Here is a 21,570-nt window from a genome sequence, read left to right as displayed (position 1 = left end):
AGTTGGAATTTTGAAGTTGGAGGCAGGAAAATTATGGGTTTTATTTTTATGAATATTTAAAACTTCAGTGCTAACTTTGCTCCCGATTAATTTAAATTTTGTCATGAACATTCAAACATTAAAAATTATTCAAACGGCAGTTGTCCTTATTGTTCTGGTTTTTGCACACTTTTTTACACGAAAAGTTGTAAAAAGCTTTCTGAAAAAATTCAAATTTACTGCTCAACGCAGAAAGCTGACCATTCGTATTGTTAACCTTTTGTTGTCCATTACGGCAATTGTTTTTGTGTCGGCCATTTGGGGGGTAAAACAATCGCAATTGGCTGTGTTTATTTCATCGGCAATGGCAGTACTTGGTATCGCATTTGTTGCGCAATGGTCGCTGCTTTCAAATATTACAGCCGGGCTCATTCTGTTTTTTAATCATCCCTTAAAGATTGGAGATCACATTAAAATTATTGAAAAAGATTTCGTTATTGAAGGTATCATTAGCGATATTACTTTCTTTTTTGTGCACATTAAAACCGAAAACAAAGAAAAAATCTCCATCGCCAACAACATTTTTCTACAAAAAAACATTTCGATTGTGCTGCAGAAAGATGAACATTGATCTTGTATCGTAAATTAAAACGACTTGTTATCAGGGTCTATCATTTCAAAAAATAAAAGGCAGCACTTCAAAAATTTGAAAGGCTGCCTTTAAATTTTTAAATCAGGTATAAAAACCAACTATCTTTCCAGCAAACTGTCCAGCAGTCCCGGGCGTCCTTCCTTGCGGGTGTTTCCACCTGCCGGTGAAAGTTCGCGAATCAATTTACGGATGGGCATACTTTGAAGCCACACTTTTCCTGTGCCGCGCAAGGTGGCTAAAAATATTCCCTCTCCGCCAAAAACCATAGAACGCAATCCGCCCGCCTGTTCAATGCTGTAATCAACTGTAGGCTCAAAACCCACAATACAACCGGTATCTACTTTCAGTACTTCGTTGTTCAGTTCTCTTTCAATAACAGTGCCCCCGGCATGGATAAAAGCATTTCCGTCGCCTTGCAATTGCTGCAAAATAAACCCTTCGCCGCCAAAAAATCCGGCGCCCAGTTTTTTGCTGAATGTGATGGAGATTTTCGTTCCCATGGCTGCACATAAAAAGGCATCACGCTGCACAATAATGCGCCCGCCCAGCGCTGTCAGGTTCATCGGGATTATGGTGCCCGGGTAAGGCGCTGCAAAAGCCACGTGTTTTTTACCCCATCCTTTATTGGTAAAATGCGTTAAAAACAGCGATTCGCCTGTAATTAACCGCGAACCGGCAGACAGCAGTTTATCAAAAAACCCGGCATTGGGATTGGATCCATCACCCATTCGGGCAGTAAATTCAATTCCGTCTTCCATGTACAGCATAGCGCCGGCTTCGGCAATAACCGTTTCTCCCGGGTCAAGTTCAACCTCTACCAACTGAACATCGTGACCAATAATTTTATAATCAATTTCGTGCGATTGCATAATTTTTATTTTTAAAATTTTTGTGGAGTTAAAGGTACAATTTTGGATGTATTGAATAAAACTGAACCCGGAGAAATTTTATTTTCCCGGTTCATAAAAAAAAGACAGCCATTGTTCTGACTGTCTTTACATTATTTTATTCTGATTGAAATAATTCGTTAGAATGCTGAAATAAATCCAAAACTGAATTTATTTATTGGGTTAGTACTGTGAGTGAAATCGTACGTATATTCAGCCGCCAGCCGAACATTCCGGCGTAAAAGATAACCTGCATGAAATGTAGCAGAATGATAGTCAGCCATGTTGAAATCAGATTCCACCCAGTTGTACAATCCCAGCAGGTACCAGTCGCTTAGGTCGCCTTTCGGACTGAAAATGAGTTCTGCCATGGCGCCGTCAGTATTTATATCAGCCATAGTTGTGGTGCTGCTCATGTTGTAAAAAACTTCCGAATCGTTCCGTTGCAGGTACTGTGCATTCAATGTCCATTTTTCGGTGGGGGTGAATGAAATATCGGGTCCCCACATAAAAACTTTGTTGGTGATGTCGCTCACTACTGTATGCTCAAGTGCCTCCTTTCCGGTGTAAACAAAAGCTCCAACGGTTAACTTGTCACCAATGTCCTGCGATAATTTTCCCAGCACATTTTTATACTTGTCTTTGTCGAAAACCCGGTTGCGGGCTTCGCCAATACCATTGCCGTTAATTATTTCCATTGTAATTCCGGTTCCGGAATCCAGTCCAAGCGTTAGCATCATCCCTTTATCGTATGTCATACCAATACCCGATGTTCCGATTTGCGATGTGTAAAGCACATAATCCTCGAGCGAAAGCCGCAGTTCCCGTTTAAAGAGCGGGTCAGATACCTGGAATTGACCCAGTGAAACATCGAAATCAATTCCGAAAAGGTCGTTATACATTAAAAAAGCGTCTTCTACACCAGCCACTTCGCCGCGTTCGCTAAAATAAAAATAGAAGTAGTAGGAAAGTCGATCCGAAATTTCTCCGCCCGACATAAATTTCATCAGATAAGGAGAGGCAAAATCGGTTTTTTCATTTCCTGCTAAATTGTAACTCACAAAACCTTCAAGGCGCACAGCAATTGGAAGTTCACGCACCAGCGATAATTTTGTGTCGCCTGTTTCGGTATAATACCTGGGTGACTGTTCTTCAACCAGGCGGAATCCGTTTCCTGCAAATTCATCGCCATAAGGTTTTAAAGCAGGAGCTGCCGGGGCGTGGCAGGTTGTGCAACTCATCCGGTATTTTCGCGCAAAAGCAGGAATTGCCTGCAATTGTTCTGCTAAAAAAATAAAGATGGCAAACAATGTCAGTAATCGTAAAATCTGTTTCATAATGTCTGTTTTTATGGATATACAGTAATTTCAGTAGAATGGCTGTTAACCAGTTGTGCCCGGTATTCTTCCTCCGGAACTTCGAGGTATTCGCCTACCGGTTTTACCAAAAGCCGGTAATACATTTCAGCTTTCACTTTTAGCTGGCCGGGTTCAACTTCAAAGGGTAATTCAAAAGTATAAGTTTCGAGTTTTGTTTCGCGGGGTCCAATCCGGTAATCTACGCCAAGCGAGGCGGTATTCCATTGCATAATAGTCATCCGGCCTTCCGGATCGAAATAAGGCATTCTGAAAATCCGGTCGCCAATAGGCACATCTTCTCTGCGGACTCCTTCAAAATTTTCAATTCCCAGCGGAACTCCCATGTCCTGGTAGGCAAGTGCATCGCTGGCGATGGTATATTCTTCTCCTTCGAAACCTTTTTTATCAACCGGAATGTGATAAATATTCCCGGCTTCGTCTTCTGCTTCCACATGCAACCACACAATGCGGTCTTCTACCGAACCGGTTGGAAATTTATGACCGGTTTTCTGATTGAATGCCGTTACCGTAAAAACAACTACCTCGCCTGGTTCGGTTTCGCGAATGTCGGGTTGAATGCGCAGTTCAATGGTTCCATTCACTTTGCCCGGATCGTGCCCTCCATTAAAAAGGTGGGTTCGTGCATCAGGATAAGTGGTTCCCATTTTGGCCGTTTTCATTTCTGTATCGGGCATGTGGCATTCCTGGCACAGAACGTCAGCATCGGCATACGGCCCTTCTTCCCACTCGAGCTGGGTTGATTTTACCCACACACCAAACGGGCTTTTTTCGTTGTGACAGCTTCCGCAAATTTTTGTATCGCTGTGTAAATCAGTAGCAATTATAGTGTGATCAGGCGATTCTATTTCACCTTTCCGGGAGCTGTATTTTGTTTGTCCGGGTTCAATTACCCAGTTAAAATTATAAGCTGTATCACCTTCAATGCCTTTAATCAGGTGGCAAACTTCGCAGGAAACCGATTCATTGGCACGCGATCCTTCTTCGGGCCGCGGAGGAGTTACATCTCCCGCCAGATAAGCCATGGGAGTATGACAGCCGTTGCACCCATCAACCACTTCTTTAAATTCAGGTTTGGCTTCGGCGTGGGCCACTGCCAGTTTGAAATATTCAATCTCATCCCAGTGGTGTGTATATGCCTGCGACATCATAGACTGACTCCACTGCTGGTAGAAATCGTTGTGGCAACTCTGGCAATACTCCGGAGTTTGAAAGTCTTTATATTTGAACGCACCTTTTTTATCTCCTTCATCTGCACCGGGGAGCTTAAAGCTGAATATAAAAAGTACCAGCAAAATTATCGTACTGAGAATTGAAATTGATACTGCTTTTTTCATGATTTATGGGCTTTAAATTTTCCCCTTAAAATTAGTGTTTTTCATTCTTTTAATTGAATAAAATGTACGCTATCTTCAAATTATTCCATTGTGTGAAGATGTTATAATTCAGTCTTTTAAGTCTTAATTTAATGTTAATGCTCAAGAATTCAGATACAAGCGGAATAGCTCAGGATTTTAAGCGGGTGTTTAATTTATTGTCAGTCTAAATAATTTTTGGGGAAGCAGGAAAAGGAATTCTGTCTTAACCGATAAAATCCTACAGAAATTTGAATGCGCCAGATTTGAAGGTTAAACAGAAATAAAATTTTAGATGAAATTGCTGAAATTGTGTATATGAAGAATTAATTGCCATTTTTTTCCGACCTTTGTATAAAAATTGGGAAACCATTATGAACAGAAATTTCAGCAAAGGCCAAACAGGTAAAACAGGCAGAAAACCGTCTGTAAAAACTGGAGCTAAACAGGAAAGCCCGCAAAAAGGAGGACGTCGCCCGGCAGAAGGGAAAAAAGTTATTCAACTTAAAAAGAAAGCTGAACCATCGCTTAAAAAAGAGGTAAACCTTCCGGGAAAAAGACCGAAAAAAACCGCTACAACCGGCGAAATGCGTCTGAACCGTTTTATTGCAAATGCCGGTGTTTGTTCCCGGCGCGAAGCCGACAAATACATTTCTGCAGGCTTGGTTACCGTTAACGGAAACATTGTTACAGAACTTGGCGTGAAGGTAAAAATGAACGATGATGTACGTTTTGACGGCAGAAAACTTAATGCCGAAAGGAAAATTTACCTGTTGCTGAACAAACCCAAAGATTTTGTTACCACTACAGACGACCCTCATGCCGATCGCACCGTGATGGATTTGGTGAAAGACGCCTGCGACGAAAGGATTTACCCGGTTGGCCGTCTCGATAAATCTACCACCGGCGTGCTACTGTTTACCAACGACGGCGAACTTTCCGACCGGCTGACACATCCCAGTCACAACATCAAAAAAATTTACCAGGTGTCGCTCGACAAACCGCTTACCAAAAACGATATGTTGCAGGTAGCCGAAGGCATTGAACTGGAAGATGGCCGCATTGCAGCAGATGCCATTAGTTATATCGATGGAAATGTTAAAACGGAAATTGGCATTGAAATTCACTCGGGCCGCAACCGCATTGTGCGACGCATTTTTGAGCACCTTGGTTACAAGGTAAAAAGACTCGACCGCGTATATTTCGCCGGACTCACCAAAAAGAATCTTTCACGCGGCAAATGGCGTTTCCTCGCGCACAAAGAAATACAATTTCTAAAAATGAAATAGTTAAAATTTGAAAAAACGTTCCAGTTTTTGATTAAATTCTTCGGGCGGGGCGGTAAAAAACTGCTTTAAACGGGGTTGAAGTTTCAACTGATTTAGCTCACGTAAGTGTTCTGTTTGGTTGGTAAGAATACGCAATTCTTCCTGGTCTAATCCGTAACTTTCAGCTATCAAATTTTCGGAAAAAACATGCAAATCGTGGTCGTCGCCCAACTGGTCGGTAATTTTATTCAACTGGTCGGTTTTCAGTTTAAAATAGCGCGGGTGTAAAAACTTAATGAAATCGAGCTGGTACCATAACCGTTTCAGCTTTTTTCGCAGTTCGTGCCATTCCTCGGGATGCGGATTGGCAGGTAATTGCTGATAAATTGAAATACTTTTCAGATACGATTGGCTCACTTCACTGAAAAACTGAATGCGAACAGGAAATTCACTATTGTTTTTTGTGAGGATTTCATCAAAACCATCGAAAAATGTGCGGATGGTATTGTGCAGGTTGTTTTCCAAAAATCCACGCTCAACCAGCAATTTATTTTTTTGAACCAACAGTTCGCGGGCTATTCTTATTTTCTTCTCCGGCAAATGGTTGTTGGAGGAAATATTTTTATCAAATAAATCCAAATTCACTGCTGATTCCCGCAGCGGAGCCAGCAATTTTCCAAAATTCCGGATATCTTGATTAAGCTGGCCAGCCGGACTGTCTGGAATCTCTTTAAAAAACCGCAGCAATGCACGCAGGCGTTTAAACCCGCGGCGCAGTTCGTGTACCTTTTGGTTTGAAGAAATGTTTTCAGCAGCGCAAAAATAACTGGCCTTTTCAGCCTGGTGAGAAATTGCCTGGATTATCCTGTTCCCTATGTTCTGAACCATATTTATTATCAACGGTTTGGGCAAAAATAGGGATAATTCGTGAAACCCCGAATTTAAATCATCTCAAATCCGGTGTAGGGTATAAGTGCTGCCGGAATTTTTATTCCTTCCGAAGTTTGGTTGTTTTCGAGCAAAGCGGCCACAATGCGGGGCAACGCCAGGGCACTGCCGTTCAAAGTGTGCGCAATCTGTGGTTTTTTGGAATTTTCGTCGCGGTAACGCAATTTTAACCGGTTGGCCTGAAATGCATCGAAGTTGGAAACTGAGCTCACCTCCAGCCACATCTGCTGGGCCGCCGACCACACTTCAAAATCGTAAGTAAGCGCCGAAGTAAAACTCATGTCGCCACCGCACAAACGCAAAATACGGTAGGGCAGTTCCAGCTTTTTCACCAGGCTCTCCACATGTTTCACCATTTCTTCCAGAATCTCGTACGACTTTTCGGGGTGGGCAATCTGCACAATTTCCACCTTATCGAACTGATGCAGGCGATTCAGGCCGCGCACATCCTTGCCGTAGGAACCGGCTTCGCGACGGAAACAGGCGCTGTAGGCCGTATTTTTTACTGGAAGGTCTCTGGCATCGAGAATTACATCTCGGTAAATGTTGGTGACCGGTACTTCGGCAGTGGGAATCAGGTACAAATTGTCACCTGTAACATGGTACATTTGTCCTTCCTTGTCGGGCAACTGGCCGGTACCAAATCCTGAATTTTCGTTTACCACCAGCGGCGGCTGAATCTCTTCGTATCCGGCCCTGCGGTTTTCATCCAGAAAGAAATTAATGAGCGCCCGCTGCAGTTGCGAACCTTTTCCACGGTAAACCGGAAATCCGGCGCCGGTGATTTTTACGCCCAGTTCAAAATCTATCAGGTTGTATTTTTGTGCCAGCTCCCAGTGGGGCAAAGCGTTTTCGGCAAGTTGCGGAAGTTCACCTCCCGATTTCACTACTTCGTTGTCCTCTGCTCCTTTGCCCGGCGGCACCGACTCGTGCGGTAAATTGGGAAGCAGAATCTGCAGTTCGGCCACTTTCTTCTCAATTTCGGCAAACTGCCCGTCCAGTTGTTTAATGGTGTCTTTCAATTCTGAAGTGCGGGCTTTGGCAGCGTCGGCTTCCTCCTTTTTTCCTTCGCGAAACAAGTTCCCAATTTCTCTCGAAATTTTATTCATTTCGGCTTTGGCCTGTTCCGCTTTTTGCTGCGCTTCATTTTTCCGCCGGTACAAGTCAACAATGCTATTGACGATTTCCGTAGCGTCAAAATTTTTCTTCTTGAGTTTTTCAATTACCACCTCCGGGTAATCCTGTATAAATTTCAGGTTGAGCATATTTTTTCGATTTGAAGGTGCAAAGCTAATATAAAATAAAAAATCTCCTGCTGACAACAACAGGAGATTTTCCTAAATACTTTTATTTAAGTAGCTTATTTTTCTATTCCGCCTTTCAGTTTGTCCTGAAGGTCTTTCAGTTCATCCCAGTTTCCGTCGGCAGCCAGCTTGGCCTGCTGCGGCCAGGTGGAAGGATTTTTTGAAGCATAACGGCTTCCGGCATCGGCCAGAATTTCTTTCAGTTTTTCTTCTGATGCTGCAGCCAGTTCAGCGTATGTGTTGATTCCTGCTTCGTTGAAAATTTCGGCAATTTTGGGTCCGATACCTTCAATTTTTTTCAGGTCATCGGCTTCAACAACTTCTTTTTCAATTTTAGCGGCCACTTTCTCTGCCTTTGCAGGTTCAGCTTTGGCTTTCGGTTTTTCTTCAACAACAGGAGCCGGTGCTTCGGCAACTGCCACATCAACATCAACATCAACATCAACCACTGGTTCTACTGATACGTATGAACGGTTTTTCCTTTTCTTCTGAAACATTACCGTTCCGCTGGTAAGTGCAAACAGGGTATGATCTTTTCCTATTCCCACATTTTCACCTGGGTAATGTTGCGTTCCACGCTGGCGAACTAAAATATTACCAGCTTTTGCATACTGACCTCCGTAAATTTTTACTCCAAGTCGTTTGCTTTCCGATTCGCGTCCGTTTTTCGAACTACCTACACCTTTCTTATGAGCCATGGTAATTTATTTTTTTAGTTATCCAACAATGTTTTCAATTTGAATTTGCGTTAATTGCTGACGGTGGCCGTTTAGTTTTTTGTAGCCTTTTCTCCGTTTCTTTTTAAACACCAGCACTTTATCGCCTTTTAAATGTTCCAGCACTTTGGCTGTTACTTTCGCACCATTAACGGTGGGGGTACCTACGGCCACTTTGCCGTCGTTGTCAACAAGCAAAACCTTGTCAAAATCAACCGAGTCGCCTTCATTGGCTTCCAGTTGATGGACATACAGTTTTTTTTCTTTTTCAACTTTGAACTGCTGCCCTGCAATCTCTACAATCGCGTACATAATTTCAACTTTTTAATGTTACACCGGCAGGCGGGAAACTCTCTTGTTTCCTCTTGTTGAGCCTAAACGGTTCAAAAATTTTGGACTGCAAAAGTAGTTATTTTTAATACATTGGCAAATGTTGAGTGAAAATTTTTCACAAACCTTCTGAATCCTGTTGCTGTTTCGCATTGAGAAAACTAATCTTCATTTCTGATCTATTCCCAAAATGATTGTTATATTTGTTTTCACAATAAAAACCGGACTTGGGAGGAATGCAAAAAATACGATTGAATATTCTGGGATTGTCAGTAAGTCAAACACAATCAGGAGCTTATGCGTTGGTTTTGTCGGAGGAGAATGGTGATAGAAGAATACCTATTATAATTGGGCCGGTTGAAGCGCAGGCTATAGCCATTCAACTGGAAGGTTTGAAACCTCCGCGCCCTTTAACTCACGATTTAATTAAAAACATTGCGCTGGCATTTAATATTGTACTGCTCGAAGTAATTATTCATAAGCTGGAAGAAGGAATTTTTTATTCTGAGTTGCTTTGTGAAATGGATGGGCGTGAGGTTAAAATTGACTCCCGCACGTCTGATGCAGTAGCACTGGCACTTCGTTTTAGATGCCCGATTTACACTACCGAAGATATTCTGAATAAAGCAGGTATTGTACTTGAAGGCGACGAGGCCAAACAACCTGAAACGGGCAGAGCCGGCAAAAAAGCGGGTTCTTCGGAATCAACTCCGTTTGCGCGTTATACATTGCAGGAGTTGGAAGAATTGCTTAACGAGGCAGTTCAAAACGAAGATTATGAAAAAGCTTCGGTATTGCGGGATGAAATTAGTAACCGTAAGAAAAATTAACCTGAAAAGATGAATAGAATTCTTGCCTTGCTGGTCGTTTGCGCCGGCATTTTCTTTTTTCAACCGGCAGTGGCACAACAGCCTGAACCTGAAATGACCGACGACAGGCCTGCATTAGTAGAAGATAATTCTCCCTCTACATCAACTATTTTGTTGGACAAAGAGCGGGAAAATAATTTTTCACTGACTACATTACTGCGCGGTATGCTTGGTATGTCGGTTCTTTTGGTTTTGGGTTTTGTTTTTAGCTCCGATCGTAAAAATATTCCCTGGCGAACGGTTGCCACGGGTTTATTCATACAGGTTTTGCTGGCCATTGGTGTGCTTTATGTTCCTTTTATAAGAAATGGCTTTGAATTTTTCGGGCAGATTTTTGTCAAAATTCTCGATTTTACCAAAGCTGGTAGCGAATTTCTTCTTGGCGATTTAATGAATGCCGAAACCTACGGGTTCATTTTTCTTTTTCAGGTTTTACCCACCATTATTTTCTTTTCAGCATTAACCAGCCTGCTGTTTTACTGGGGAATTATTCAGAAGGTGGTTTACGGACTTGCCTGGTTGTTCACCAAAGCATTAAAAATTTCTGGAGCGGAAGCACTTTCGGTTGCCGGAAATATTTTTCTCGGACAAACCGAATCGCCACTGATGATAAAAGCTTATCTTGAAAAAATGAGCAAATCGGAGATTTTGCTGGTTATGTCGGGCGGAATGGCAACCATGGCCGGAGGTGTACTTGCTGCATATATTGCATTGCTTGGCGGCAATGATCCGCAAATGCGTCTTGAATTTGCCAAACACCTTTTAGCTGCATCGGTAATGGCAGCTCCGGCAGCTATCATTTTCTCAAAAATGCTGGTGCCCCCAACCGAAGCCATCAACAAACAAATTGAGGTAAGTAAAGATAAAATTGGCAGCAACGTACTCGATGCCATTACCAACGGAACCACCGAGGGCGTAAAACTGGCCGTTAATGTAGCAGCCATGTTGCTTGCATTTATTGCATTTATTGCCATGTTCAATTTTATTATTGGTAAAATAGGGCAGTGGACTACGCTGAATGATCTTATTGTGGAGGGTACCAACGGTAGATACGACGGGCTTTCCCTGCAATTTATTCTGGGGTACACGTTTGCACCGCTTATGTGGCTTATTGGTGTTGGTGCTGAGGATGTGGTAATTGTAGGACGGTTATTGGGCGAAAAACTCATACTTACCGAATTTATTGGCTACATAAGTTTGGCCGAATTGAAAAGTTCCGGTATTTTCTCAGATCCCAAATCGATAATTATGGCTACTTATATATTATGTGGATTTGCCAATTTTTCTTCCATTGGTATACAGATTGGTGGCATTGGTGCACTGGCGCCTGGAAGGCGGGTGTTACTTTCAAAATACGGCGTACCAGCTTTAATTGCCGGCACACTGGCCTCGCTGATGAGTGCAACAATAATCGGTATGATTATGGGCTGAATAATAATTTCCTGAATTGAGGTTATTCCTTTTATCCGGATTTTTTCTCAAAAAAGTTTTTCAGCAAAAAAAAAATCAAAAAAATTTTCTGTTTTACGCAACCCTTTTATTCGGTATTGAATCAAACCAATAATTAAAATTTTAAAATAGAAATTCTGATTTTCCGTTTACAGAAAGTCAGAAATTTTTTATTAACCTGTTTAAATAAAAATGAAAGAAAACATGAAGACAAAAAAATTGATTTGGAAAAGTTTAGCAGCTTTTGTATTGGGAAGTGTTGTTTTAACCTCGTGCCTTGAAGATCCGGAACCGGTTGCATTGGATGCTGTTCCCGATGTTTTTATGCAAAAAATTGTGCAAGATGGCGCGGAAAAGTATGGACTGGCATTCTGGGTTTTGGGTAATAAAGCATTGGATTCGGTAATGGTTGAAGGCCCGGACGAAGAAACATGGGCTTTGGAGGAAGATCCGAGCGGTAACCGCATATTCAGCCTTTTCCCTGAAGAAGAAGATTATACCGATTCTATGCCGGAATTAGGCGATTACACCTTTACAGTAAAGAGTACACAGGCAGATGAAGTTGCCATTACCATTAAAGACGAACTGGAAGATGAAGAACTGGATGCAGTGGTTATTGATTCAACTAAATTTAATAATTTAAAACTGGAAATTTACTGGCAGGAAGTGGAAAATACTGATGGATATTATATCCGTCTTTATGATGATTCAGACGATTTGATTTATATGAGTGCAAGGCTCGATGACGATGATACTGATTATTCTTTTGGAGTAGCCGACACCGGATGGGCAAATACAAGCAACAAAGCACAAGATGGTGAAAATTATCGCATTGAAGTGATGGCAATTCTATATGAGTCAGGAAGTACCAGCACAGACAGAGATTACAATGTTCAGTTTATTTCTAAAGCGTCAACAGAAATTGTTTGGGGCGAATAACAATTTATTTCTTTTATTAACTGGGGCGTTTCTGTAAAGGAACGCCCTTTTTCTTTTAAACTTTTCCTCGTACATTTGCACCTCAATTTTTTGGTAGAAATCTGAAACAAAAAAACATGGAAATTGCGAGCAAATATACTCCGTCAGAAGTGGAAGAAAAATGGTACAAGTTCTGGATGGAAAACAATTTTTTTCATTCTGAACCCGACGAACGGGAATCTTACACCATCGTTATTCCGCCACCAAATGTAACCGGCGTGCTGCACATGGGGCACATGCTCAACAATACCATTCAGGATATTCTGGTGCGCCGGGCGCGCATGACCGGCAAAAACGCCTGTTGGGTGCCCGGAACCGACCACGCATCTATTGCTACCGAAGCCAAAGTGGTAAACAAACTCAAAGCCGAAGGCATTGATAAATACGACCTTTCACGCGAAGAATTTCTGGAACATGCCTGGGACTGGACCCGCAAACACGGCGGAATTATTCTCGAACAGTTAAAAAAACTGGGTGCTTCGTGCGACTGGGAACGTACCGCTTTTACCATGGACGAAGCCCGGAGCGAATCGGTTATTAAAGTTTTTATTGATTTGTACAACAAAGGCCTTATCTACCGCGGCGTTCGTATGGTAAACTGGGACCCTGCTGCCAAAACCGCACTTTCCGACGAGGAGGTGATTTATAAGGAAGTACAATCGAAACTCTACTACCTGAAATATAAGATAGAAGCCCCCCTTAATCCCCCCGGAGGGGGGAAAGAGGATTCCCTGTACAAAACTGCACGAAAATCAGAATATGAATTATTAAAAAGAAATGCAAAAAATTTACGTCGCTTTTCAACTGAAGCAGAAAGTGTTTTATGGGAAATGTTGCGTGAAAAAAAGTTGGGTGAAAAATTCAGAAGGCAACATATTATTAATGATATTATTGTTGATTTTGTTTGTCTTCAAAAAAAACTGGTCATTGAAGTAGATGGCGGATATCATACTAATCCTGAAATTCAAAAATTGGATACACTCAAAACTGAAATTTTAAATCAACTAGGCTACAAAATTATCCGGTTTACAAACGATGAAGTACTGGCAAACATTGATTCAGTATTGATGACCATCCGGAAAGCTCTTATCTCTCCCCCTCCGGGGGAGCTGGAGGGGGCTATTATTATTGCCACCACCCGGCCCGAAACCATTTTGGGTGATACGGCAGTTTGTGTAAATCCTGCGGACAAAAGGTTTTCACATCTGATAGGAAAACGGGTGCTGGTTCCGCTTATCAACCGTTCCATTCCCATTATTGAAGACGATTATGTGGATATGGAATTCGGTACCGGCTGCCTGAAAATTACACCGGCACATGATATTAATGACTATGAAATCGGGTTGCGTCACAACCTGCCTGTTATCGATATTTTTAACGACGACGGAACACTGAGCAATGCAGCCGAAATTTTTATAGGTGAAGATCGTTTCGATGTTCGCGAAAAAATTGTTCCCGAACTGGAAAAGGCTGGGAATTTGGCCAAAATAGAAGATTATACCAATAAGGTAGGTTACTCCGAACGTACTGATGTAGCCATCGAACCCAAACTTTCTGCCCAGTGGTTTCTTAAAATGGAAGAACTGGTGAAACCGGCGCTTGAAAATGTACTGAACGACACCATCAAATTTCATCCTGCCAAATTCAAAAATATTTACCGCCACTGGATGGGCAACATCAAAGACTGGTGCATTAGCCGGCAATTGTGGTGGGGGCACCAAATTCCTGTTTGGTATATAAAAGAGGCCCCCTCTGACTCTCCGCCAGCTGGCGGAGGAGAATTGGGTTTTGTAGTTGCTGAAACCGAAGAGGAGGCGCGGAAACTGGCAGTTGCCAAACACCCCTCCCTTGGAGGGGATGGGGGAGGCTTTTCTCTGCATCAGGACGAGGATGTGCTGGATACATGGTTTTCGAGCTGGTTGTGGCCCATCTCAGTATTTGACGGAATCCGCAAACCGGAAAATACTGACATAAAATACTACTATCCAACTTCTGATTTGGTAACCGCACCCGATATTATTTTCTTCTGGGTGGCCCGCATGATTATTGCCGGTTATGAATACAAAGATTTGTACCCTTATAAAAATGTTTATTTTACCGGGATGGTGCGCGATGCGCAACGCCGCAAAATGTCGAAATCGCTGGGCAACTCGCCCGACCCGCTCGATTTGATTGCCAAATACGGCGCCGACGGTGTGCGTGTGGGCATGCTGCTTTGCTCGCCTGCAGGCGGTGATTTGCTGTTCGACGAAAACCTGCCGCAACAGGGGGCAGGGTTTGCTACCAAAATATGGAATGCTTTCCGCCTGGTGAAAAACTGGGAAGTTTCAACAGAGATTGAACAGCCGGAACATTCGAAACTGGCCATCGACTGGTTCCAAAATAAATTAAATCAGGTGGTAGAAACGCTCGACGGACAGTTCAATCAGTTTCGCATTTCAGAAGCGCTGATGACCATTTACACCACCGTCCGCGATGAATTTTCAGGTTGGCTGCTGGAAATTGTAAAACCGCCTTACCAACAACCCATCGATGCGAAAACCTACGGCGAAGTGGTGGAATTGTTCGACCAGTTGCTGCGGCTGATGCACCCGTTTATGCCTTTTATTACCGAAGAAATCTGGCAACTGCTGAAGGCGCGGAAAGACAACGAAAGCATTATGGTGAGCCAGCTTCCGGCAGTTGAAAAATACGATGCCGAACTGCTGGCTGCTTTTGAAAATGTGAAGGAAGCCATTTCCGGTATCCGCAATATCCGCAAAGAAAAAAACATTCCAAATAGAGATACGCTGGAACTGAAAATTCAGAAAGGAGACAAAGGTTATGAAGCTGGCTTTGCCCCGGTTCTGCAAAAAATGGCCAATCTTTCGGCGCTCGAAATGGTTTCGGAAGAAGTGAAAGGCGCTGCATCGTTTAGGGTAAAATCCACCAACTTTTATGTTCCCATGGAAGGTCTCATTGATGTGGAAGAAGAATTGAAAAAGCTGGAAGAGGAACTGAAATACACTAAAGGTTTCCTGAATTCAGTGGTGAAAAAACTCAGCAACGAACGCTTTGTGAACAACGCTCCCGAAGCGGTGGTGGCCAATGAAAAAGCCAAGCAGGCCGACGCGGAAGCCAAAATAAAGGTACTGGAAGAACAGATTGCTTCGCTGAAATAATCTGAAATTTTTCATCGGATGAATTGGAAGTCATCCGATGAATATATATTACAAGCTGATATTTAAACTTTTGCCGGCATATACTCCTTGCGGAAGATCAACAACTAAAAGTGTTTTGTTTTGGGTTTTATCAGGAAAAGCACTAAAATCAACTCCGCTTTTTTCAAAAACACCCGTAATTGTTACCTGCATCTGGCTTAGTTTTCGGGAAGGGTCTGAAACGGTTAGCTCTTTAACCTGGTTTCCCTCCGTTTTCAGCATTACCATTCCCTGGCTGTCCATTCGTACATTTAAGCCTTCAGAAATTCCAATTTCTCCTGATTTGTAAAATGCTATCTGGCAAATTCCAAGCTGGTTGTGTTTTACGGCTTGAATTTCAGAAGTATTGGAAAGAATTTCGATGTCTCTGTTTTTTCCGTCTGTTTCTGTAAGTTCCTGCTCGCTAACGTCAGGTACTACAATGTATTGATAGGATGCATTGCCCGGCCGGTTTCCGTGATTGAAATACATCATAAAAACATCTTCGGTTACCAGCTCTTCCGAAATATTTTTCTGATCGGTAATATCCGACCAGCGGCCTTTTTTGGGCTGATTCGACACGTGAACAGTTGCTGGCTCAGGTAAAATATACCCGATTTTATCGTGGTAAACCCATTTCACATTGTCCAGATCGCGACTGCCGTTGGATAGCTTTTTAATTTCGTCGTTCTGCAAAACAGTTACATTATTTCTCATCAAAACCTGGTTTACAGTAGTTACCACCGGAAAATTGCTTGTGGAACTGATTCCCGTGCCGAGACACACATATTCATTATCGAAAAAGAACCACGATTTTTTGGCTTCGGTTTTATCGTGCGGGCTTTTAAAATCGAAAACCACCGCACCATACAATCCATCGGTTACTGCGCCTACGAAATCTGTCAATCCATCTTTCTGAATTTCATCCGGCCCGTAAAGTTCCGGTTTTTGCAGAATGGTAGTTCCCGAAATTTTTTGCCAGTCGTAAACCGGCCAGATGTTATGGTATTCGTCTCCTTTCAACATTAGGTAATTGGTTCCGTCGGCACGGTGGTGGGTTGTTTTTCCCGGTCCGTTGTAAGGTTCTTCCATATTCCGGTTACGGGTTGAAAACATGCGTACCGTGGTATAAAAATTAGGTCGTTGAAACACAAAATGCTCGGTTTGCCAAAAGAATTTTGCGAATGATTGCGACGGTTTGGCTTCCCCTTTTCTCAGGCGGATTATTTCCTCCAGTTCATCTTTTCGGTAATCCGTGCTTACCAAAAGTCGCTCAATCTCCAGCGTTCCCTGTGGTCTGAATGTTGCTTTGTTCGAAATGCTTCTGTTTTTTACACTGATATCTTCATAAATTCCATACACCTGCTGTTTATAAATTCCATCCAGGTAATAGTCAACCAATTGATTTATTTTTTCAACAGAGAAAGCATACCTGGTTCCGGCCACATAATACGACCACTCGCCGAACGCGTTGGCATATTTCCCATAACCGTAGGAAGTGGTATTATTTACCCTATCGTGGCGGTGATGGAAACTGTAATCGTGCTGCATACCACGCTCTCCGGTAGTAAATTTTATTTCCCCCGCAATAATTTGTATGACTTCATCAAATGCCTCTTTGTTATTAAGAAATAAAAAGTTTTTTGCTACAATTCCGGCAATAGCTATCCTGTCTCCTCCAGGCCTTGCGCCGTAGAATACTCCCGGCACCTGTTCCATGGTTGCCCTTTGGATCATAGGTTGTGCCTTTTTCACCAGATCTTCAGGCATTTCATCTCCGATAATCAACATTAAGTTCACTAAATTAGTTGGCGTACTAATCTGATTATTGTGCCAGTTGTCACCAACAAAATCATGTTCTACCCAAAACTTTAATCCTTTTTGAATGGCTGTTTTTACATTTTTATCGTGGTAAAAATCTGATGATTTGTTTTTGTATGCTTTTGCCAGGTAAGCCAAATCGCTCGTATGCCGACTATGAGGGAATCCTGCTGTACGGCTTAAATCCTCGTAATTTATATCCCCGAAACTTCCGTCGTCATTCATTCTTCCGGTAATTTCCGCTACACGCCTGTCATCGACTGAAGACTTCATTAACTCAGCTACTACACGATCTTTTATAATTTCAAAATCATTGGGCTGTGTGTGAGCTGAAAATGGGATTAAAAACAGGGTTAATATTGCAAAAATTGAATTGATAATTGTCCTCATTTGTTTGTTTTTGAATGATTTATGATAATTCAAGAAATAATCTTCGGCAATAAAAGTAACAATTCTTTATCAACTGAATACTTTAAATCCCTGTTTTATGGTCTTTAAAACATGTTAAATTCCCCGTTAAAATTTGTTATGCATCTTAAGTGAAAAATCTTTTCCATATTTTTGAACCTAATTTAAGAAGAATGAGGATTTTTTGTTTTACCGGACTGATTTTATTATTGTTTGCGGGACTTAACGGTCTGGCGCAAACCGATCCTTTACTGGTTGATCCCATTCTTGTTCGTTTAAAGGGAAGAATTGTAAGTGCTGCCGACAGCTCCGGTGTTCCTTATGCCAATATTGTAAACAACCGCTACCGCGGCGGTACCATTACCAACAACGATGGTTACTTCACCCTTGATGTGCTCAACATCGACAGCTTAATTGTTACCTCTGTAGGCTACGAAAAAAAAGTGATTTATATTCCGCATATTTATATGGGACAAGAAGTGCTGACATTTACCTTATCTCCTGTAAGTTATGCTGTGGGAGAGGTGGAAGTGAAAGGAGATAGACCGAGCCTTGATCTGGGTCTGGGCACAGGAAAACCGGTAGAAATTCCAACTGAACTTCGGGGCGATGCTTATAATGAAAAACCACCTGTAATTGCTGCTTTGTTTAACCCCATTTCTTACTGGCAATATTACCTTAGCCGTCGCGAGCGAGAGAAACGGGATGTTCGCGAAGCTATGGCTCTTCAGAAAAACTGGGAAATGCATTCTCAGAATTATAACAAGGAAATGGTAATGATGTTAACCGGTGTCAACGAAGCCGAAGCCGACAGCTTCATGGTCTGGTTTAATTCACAAGGCGTACTTCCATACACGGCCACCGAATACGAAGTTCGGGCTTCTGTAAAGTATTATTACGAAATGTACCTGAAAGAGAAGAAATAGAAATTTCTCAGACAATTGGAAATCAAAACTCCCCAAAACAAACCATTTTAACTATCCCAAACCAGCTAATAAATATTTAAACCAAAAACTGAAGTCTCTGCCCAAACATTCCATCCTGTACTTCTCCGTTTTTATAAACTTCCAGGCCGTTTACAAAGGTTGAAATCACTTTATGTGAAAACTCCTGTCCTTCAAATGGCGACCATCCGCATTTATACAATATATTATCCGGAGAAACTTCCCATGATTGGTTTGGGTCGATGAGAACGAGGTCGGCAAAATAACCTTCGCGGATGTAACCGCGGCGGTCGATACGAAACAGATCGGCCGGCGCGTGGCACATTTTCTGAACCACCTTTTCAACAGTAATCACACCTTTGTTGCTCATTTCGAGCATGGCCACTAGAGAATGCTGCACCAGCGGTCCGCCCGACGGTGCTTTAAAATAGGTGTTATTTTTTTCTTCGCGGGTATGCGGGGCATGGTCGGTGGCAATTACATCAATTTTATCTGAAAGCAAAGCTTCCCAAAGTGCTTCCTTGTCTTTTGCCGTTTTAATGGCCGGGTTCCATTTTATAAAGTTTCCTTTCGAAATGTAATCCCGGTCGTCAAACCACAAGTGGTGCACACACACTTCGGCGGTAATTTTTTTCTCTTTTACACTACCCGATGAAAACAGGCTCATCTCTTTTTCAGTTGAAAGGTGCAGAATGTGCAGCCGGGTGTTGAATTTTGAGGTCAGTTCAACGGCTTTTGACGAGGAAATGTAACAAGCTTCATCGCTCCGGATGTGGCAGTGGCGTGATACCGGCACATTTTCACCGTATCTTCCACGTGCAATTTCAATATTTTTCTGAATGGTTGCTTCGTCTTCGCAATGGGTGGCGACCAGCGTTGGTGCATGTTTAAAAATTTCAGAAAGGGTTTTTTCGTCGTCAACCAGCATGTTCCCGGTAGAAGAACCCATAAAAACTTTAATGCCACACACTCTCGAAGGGTCAGTTTTTAGTACTTCATCCAGATTATTGTTGGTGGCGCCCATGTAAAACGAAAAGTTGGCCGGGGAAACTTCGGCTGCCCGATGGTATTTTTGTTCCAGTAATTCCTGGGTTACGGTTTGCGGATTGGTGTTTGGCATTTCCATGAAAGAGGTCACTCCACCGGCTACAGCAGCGAGGCTTTCGCTGGAAATATCGCCTTTGTGTGTAAGTCCAGGTTCGCGAAAATGTACCTGGTCGTCGATTACGCCTGGTATTAGATAAAGACCGGCAGCATCATGGATTTCCACTCCAGACAAATCAAAATCCTTCGCAATTGAATATGGAAACACCCGTTCAATTTTATCGCCGTCAATTAAAACACTTCCCCTGAATTTAACTCCTTCATTAATAATGGTAGCATCTTTAATCAGCTTTTTCATCTTCTTGCTTTCCGTTAATATTATGGTTCGAACTTTTCTCCCTGATTAAGTTGCCTCCGCAAACTTTTACTTTTTTAATACTGAAAACTGATACTGGAAACTGAGACTGCTCATTTTTTATACTCCCTGAACCAACTCCTCATCTTCATTTTCATCACCCCCCAAAGTGCCTCATTAAAAATACCACCGCTCATTTTCGAGGTACCTTCCTTCCGGTCAGTAAAAACAATGGGTACTTCCACAATGTTAAATCCGAATTTCCATGCGGTAAACTTCATTTCAATCTGAAAACCGTAACCTATAAGTTTAATTTTTTCAAAATCGATAGTTTCGAGCACTTTGCGCCGGTAACATTTGAACCCGGCAGTAGTGTCCATTATTTTCATTCCGGTTACAATTCGTACGTACATCGATGCAAAATACGACATCAGAACCCGGCCAAGCGGCCAATTGATAACGTTTATGCCCGATATATAACGCGAACCGATGGCCACATCAGCACCACCAGCCACCGCTTTGTACAGTCTTTCCAGATCGTCGGGATTGTGCGAAAAATCGCAATCCATTTCAAAAATGTATTCGAAATCGTGTTCCAACGCCCATTTAAATCCTGCTATGTAAGCAGTTCCCAGGCCCAGCTTCCCTTTTCGTTCCAGAATATGAAGTTTCTCCGGAAATTCATTCTGCAATTTTTTTACAATTGCGGCTGTACCATCGGGCGAATTGTCTTCTACAATTAATATATGAAAAGGCGTTTCCAGTGAAAAAACCTTACGAATCATTTTTTCAACGTTCTCCTTTTCGTTATACGTGGGAATAATTACCAGATTTGCTGACACTTTTTCTTTTTTTGTTTTAAAAAAACGAAAATACACTTTTGATAACAATTCTTATTCATAAAACACCATATTATTTTTTGTATTATTGGAGGTTGAAGTTCAAACTATGAATAAATGGAACAAATGGAATTTATAAAAATCGATTTGAATAATCCTGAACACTGCATGAATTTTTTGAAATTGTTGAATGATTATATGGAAGATGAAATAGGTTTGGGAAAATCAATGCCCGAAAAAATGGGGCCACAAATAATCAATGGTTTAAAAAATCACCCTGCATTTATCGGATTCTTTGCCTTTGTGAATGGCGAATATGCTGCACTGGCCAATTGCAATATTAATTTTTCAAGCTGGCAGGCCATGCCGCTTATCAATATTCATGATTTTGTGGTATCTCCTGCTTTTCGGGGAAAAGGAGCAGGTTTGTTTCTTTTAAATAAAATAGAAGAATATGCATTAAAGGAAGGTTACTGCAGGATTAATCTCGAAGTCAGATACGATAACCTTAGGGCTCAAAAACTTTACCTGAAAGCTGGTTTCGATGAATGCGACCCTCCAAATCTTTTTTGGGAGAAGAGGTTAAAATAGCCGATGAATCCGGTTTTTGTCACCTCAAATAAAGATTTACTGAAGATTTCCTGTATTTTAACGGAATGTTAGGAAATTTTTTTTTGGAAAAGATTGTGTTGATTTTCAAAAGCTTGTCCCTTGGAATTTTTAATTTATTCAATTTATTTGATTTTTGTATTTGGAAACTTCAAAAACCTGATTACTTTTGCAGCCGCTTTTAGAGGCGGTGTTCCTTGAGAAGATGGGGGGGGTTAGTAATGGATAATATACGGGAACTGAATTTAAATCATGACCTG

18 protein-coding genes and 1 pseudogene are annotated in these 21,570 nt (G+C 42.0%); 8 read left to right on the top strand and 11 right to left on the bottom strand.

Annotated elements, in window-relative coordinates:
• The first annotated feature begins 103 nt into the window (after window positions 1-103).
• Window positions 104-610, top strand: a complete 507-nt coding sequence (locus ACESMA_RS17455; RefSeq protein ID WP_372950145.1) for a mechanosensitive ion channel domain-containing protein — start codon at window positions 104-106, stop codon at window positions 608-610.
• A 119-nt stretch (window positions 611-729) separates the two neighbouring features.
• Here the strand turns inward: ACESMA_RS17455 and ACESMA_RS17450 are convergent, their stop codons facing one another.
• The 3 genes from ACESMA_RS17450 to ACESMA_RS17440 all read right to left on the bottom strand — a co-directional run bounded on the left by ACESMA_RS17450 (window position 730) and on the right by ACESMA_RS17440 (window position 4,231).
• Window positions 730-1,500, bottom strand: a complete 771-nt coding sequence (locus tag ACESMA_RS17450) for a TIGR00266 family protein (RefSeq protein ID WP_372950144.1) — start codon at window positions 1,498-1,500, stop codon at window positions 730-732.
• Between the two features lie 158 nt (window positions 1,501-1,658).
• Window positions 1,659-2,855 (bottom strand): hypothetical protein, encoded by a 1,197-nt coding sequence (locus tag ACESMA_RS17445; RefSeq protein ID WP_372950143.1) that lies wholly within the window; start codon window positions 2,853-2,855, stop codon window positions 1,659-1,661.
• An 11-nt stretch (window positions 2,856-2,866) separates the two neighbouring features.
• Window positions 2,867-4,231 carry a multiheme c-type cytochrome gene (locus tag ACESMA_RS17440; RefSeq protein WP_372950142.1) on the bottom strand — a complete coding sequence of 455 codons (1,365 nt, stop codon included), beginning with the start codon at window positions 4,229-4,231 and terminating at the stop codon, window positions 2,867-2,869.
• Between the two features lie 392 nt (window positions 4,232-4,623).
• On the opposite strand from ACESMA_RS17440, the gene ACESMA_RS17435 reads away from it, so the two are divergent.
• Entirely contained in the window at window positions 4,624-5,538 is a 915-nt protein-coding gene (locus ACESMA_RS17435) for a pseudouridine synthase (protein WP_372950141.1), read from the top strand.
• Here ACESMA_RS17435 and ACESMA_RS17430 read toward each other — a convergent pair whose 3' ends face one another.
• From ACESMA_RS17430 to rplU, 5 genes and pseudogenes are all read right to left on the bottom strand, one after another.
• The gene (locus tag ACESMA_RS17430; protein ID WP_372950140.1) at window positions 5,539-6,405 is read right to left on the bottom strand and encodes a CHAD domain-containing protein; all 867 of its coding nucleotides are present in this window, start codon (window positions 6,403-6,405) and stop codon (window positions 5,539-5,541) included.
• A gap of 53 nt (window positions 6,406-6,458) precedes the next feature.
• Window positions 6,459-7,730, bottom strand: a complete 1,272-nt coding sequence (gene serS / locus ACESMA_RS17425) for a serine--tRNA ligase (RefSeq protein WP_372950139.1) — start codon at window positions 7,728-7,730, stop codon at window positions 6,459-6,461.
• 95 nt (window positions 7,731-7,825) lie between these two features.
• On the bottom strand, window positions 7,826-8,113 hold the full coding sequence (locus tag ACESMA_RS17420) for a helix-hairpin-helix domain-containing protein (RefSeq protein ID WP_372950151.1): 288 nt from the start codon (window positions 8,111-8,113) through the stop codon (window positions 7,826-7,828).
• Window positions 8,114-8,209: 96 nt separating this feature from the next.
• Window positions 8,210-8,467, bottom strand: a pseudogene (rpmA, locus tag ACESMA_RS17415) (50S ribosomal protein L27); the annotation flags it as partial.
• 18 nt (window positions 8,468-8,485) lie between these two features.
• Window positions 8,486-8,797, bottom strand: coding sequence for a 50S ribosomal protein L21 (rplU, locus tag ACESMA_RS17410; RefSeq protein WP_372950138.1), 312 nt, complete (start codon window positions 8,795-8,797; stop codon window positions 8,486-8,488).
• Window positions 8,798-9,051: 254 nt separating this feature from the next.
• On the opposite strand from rplU, the gene ACESMA_RS17405 reads away from it, so the two are divergent.
• From ACESMA_RS17405 to ACESMA_RS17390, 4 genes are all read left to right on the top strand, one after another.
• A complete protein-coding gene (locus ACESMA_RS17405) occupies window positions 9,052-9,645 on the top strand; it encodes a bifunctional nuclease family protein (RefSeq protein ID WP_372950137.1) in 594 nt (197 codons plus the stop codon).
• A gap of 9 nt (window positions 9,646-9,654) precedes the next feature.
• Window positions 9,655-11,115 (top strand): NupC/NupG family nucleoside CNT transporter, encoded by a 1,461-nt coding sequence (locus ACESMA_RS17400; protein WP_372950136.1) that lies wholly within the window; start codon window positions 9,655-9,657, stop codon window positions 11,113-11,115.
• 222 nt (window positions 11,116-11,337) lie between these two features.
• Window positions 11,338-12,072, top strand: a complete 735-nt coding sequence (locus ACESMA_RS17395; protein ID WP_372950135.1) for a hypothetical protein — start codon at window positions 11,338-11,340, stop codon at window positions 12,070-12,072.
• Window positions 12,073-12,188: 116 nt separating this feature from the next.
• Window positions 12,189-15,272, top strand: coding sequence for a valine--tRNA ligase (locus ACESMA_RS17390; protein ID WP_372950134.1), 3,084 nt, complete (start codon window positions 12,189-12,191; stop codon window positions 15,270-15,272).
• Between the two features lie 48 nt (window positions 15,273-15,320).
• On the opposite strand, the gene ACESMA_RS17385 is transcribed toward ACESMA_RS17390, so the two are convergent.
• Entirely contained in the window at window positions 15,321-17,501 is a 2,181-nt protein-coding gene (locus ACESMA_RS17385) for a polysaccharide lyase family 8 super-sandwich domain-containing protein (RefSeq protein ID WP_372950133.1), read from the bottom strand.
• A gap of 191 nt (window positions 17,502-17,692) precedes the next feature.
• Between ACESMA_RS17385 and ACESMA_RS17380 the strand changes: the two genes are divergently transcribed.
• Window positions 17,693-18,445, top strand: coding sequence for a carboxypeptidase-like regulatory domain-containing protein (locus tag ACESMA_RS17380; RefSeq protein WP_372950132.1), 753 nt, complete (start codon window positions 17,693-17,695; stop codon window positions 18,443-18,445).
• 76 nt (window positions 18,446-18,521) lie between these two features.
• Here ACESMA_RS17380 and ACESMA_RS17375 read toward each other — a convergent pair whose 3' ends face one another.
• Both ACESMA_RS17375 and ACESMA_RS17370 read right to left on the bottom strand, forming a co-directional pair.
• Window positions 18,522-19,865, bottom strand: coding sequence for a dihydroorotase (locus ACESMA_RS17375; protein WP_372950131.1), 1,344 nt, complete (start codon window positions 19,863-19,865; stop codon window positions 18,522-18,524).
• Between the two features lie 110 nt (window positions 19,866-19,975).
• Window positions 19,976-20,704 (bottom strand): polyprenol monophosphomannose synthase, encoded by a 729-nt coding sequence (locus tag ACESMA_RS17370; RefSeq protein WP_372950130.1) that lies wholly within the window; start codon window positions 20,702-20,704, stop codon window positions 19,976-19,978.
• Window positions 20,705-20,818: 114 nt separating this feature from the next.
• Between ACESMA_RS17370 and ACESMA_RS17365 the strand changes: the two genes are divergently transcribed.
• A complete protein-coding gene (locus ACESMA_RS17365) occupies window positions 20,819-21,292 on the top strand; it encodes a GNAT family N-acetyltransferase (RefSeq protein ID WP_372950129.1) in 474 nt (157 codons plus the stop codon).
• The last annotated feature ends 278 nt before the right edge of the window (window positions 21,293-21,570 follow it).

The sequence above is a fragment of the Mariniphaga sp. genome (assembly GCF_041687215.1).
GTDB lineage: Bacteria > Bacteroidota > Bacteroidia > Bacteroidales > Prolixibacteraceae > Mariniphaga.
Note: the sequence above shows the minus strand (reverse complement) of the source record. Positions and strands in the feature narration are given on the sequence as shown.

What these genes read in the sequence shown, in the direction of transcription:
- ACESMA_RS17405 (WP_372950137.1), top strand. Translation starts at nt 9,052, where the DNA reads ATGCAAAAAATACGATTGAATATTCTGGGATTGTCAGTAAGTCAAACA.
- ACESMA_RS17365 (WP_372950129.1), top strand. Translation starts at nt 20,819, where the DNA reads ATGGAACAAATGGAATTTATAAAAATCGATTTGAATAATCCTGAACAC.
- ACESMA_RS17440 (WP_372950142.1), bottom strand. Translation starts at nt 4,231, where the DNA reads ATGAAAAAAGCAGTATCAATTTCAATTCTCAGTACGATAATTTTGCTG.
- ACESMA_RS17395 (WP_372950135.1), top strand. Translation starts at nt 11,338, where the DNA reads ATGAAGACAAAAAAATTGATTTGGAAAAGTTTAGCAGCTTTTGTATTG.
- ACESMA_RS17380 (WP_372950132.1), top strand. Translation starts at nt 17,693, where the DNA reads ATGAGGATTTTTTGTTTTACCGGACTGATTTTATTATTGTTTGCGGGA.
- ACESMA_RS17390 (WP_372950134.1), top strand. Translation starts at nt 12,189, where the DNA reads ATGGAAATTGCGAGCAAATATACTCCGTCAGAAGTGGAAGAAAAATGG.
- rplU (WP_372950138.1), bottom strand. Translation starts at nt 8,797, where the DNA reads ATGTACGCGATTGTAGAGATTGCAGGGCAGCAGTTCAAAGTTGAAAAA.
- ACESMA_RS17450 (WP_372950144.1), bottom strand. Translation starts at nt 1,500, where the DNA reads ATGCAATCGCACGAAATTGATTATAAAATTATTGGTCACGATGTTCAG.
- ACESMA_RS17445 (WP_372950143.1), bottom strand. Translation starts at nt 2,855, where the DNA reads ATGAAACAGATTTTACGATTACTGACATTGTTTGCCATCTTTATTTTT.
- ACESMA_RS17455 (WP_372950145.1), top strand. Translation starts at nt 104, where the DNA reads ATGAACATTCAAACATTAAAAATTATTCAAACGGCAGTTGTCCTTATT.
- ACESMA_RS17375 (WP_372950131.1), bottom strand. Translation starts at nt 19,865, where the DNA reads ATGAAAAAGCTGATTAAAGATGCTACCATTATTAATGAAGGAGTTAAA.
- ACESMA_RS17430 (WP_372950140.1), bottom strand. Translation starts at nt 6,405, where the DNA reads ATGGTTCAGAACATAGGGAACAGGATAATCCAGGCAATTTCTCACCAG.
- ACESMA_RS17385 (WP_372950133.1), bottom strand. Translation starts at nt 17,501, where the DNA reads ATGAGGACAATTATCAATTCAATTTTTGCAATATTAACCCTGTTTTTA.
- serS (WP_372950139.1), bottom strand. Translation starts at nt 7,730, where the DNA reads ATGCTCAACCTGAAATTTATACAGGATTACCCGGAGGTGGTAATTGAA.
- ACESMA_RS17400 (WP_372950136.1), top strand. Translation starts at nt 9,655, where the DNA reads ATGAATAGAATTCTTGCCTTGCTGGTCGTTTGCGCCGGCATTTTCTTT.
- ACESMA_RS17435 (WP_372950141.1), top strand. Translation starts at nt 4,624, where the DNA reads ATGAACAGAAATTTCAGCAAAGGCCAAACAGGTAAAACAGGCAGAAAA.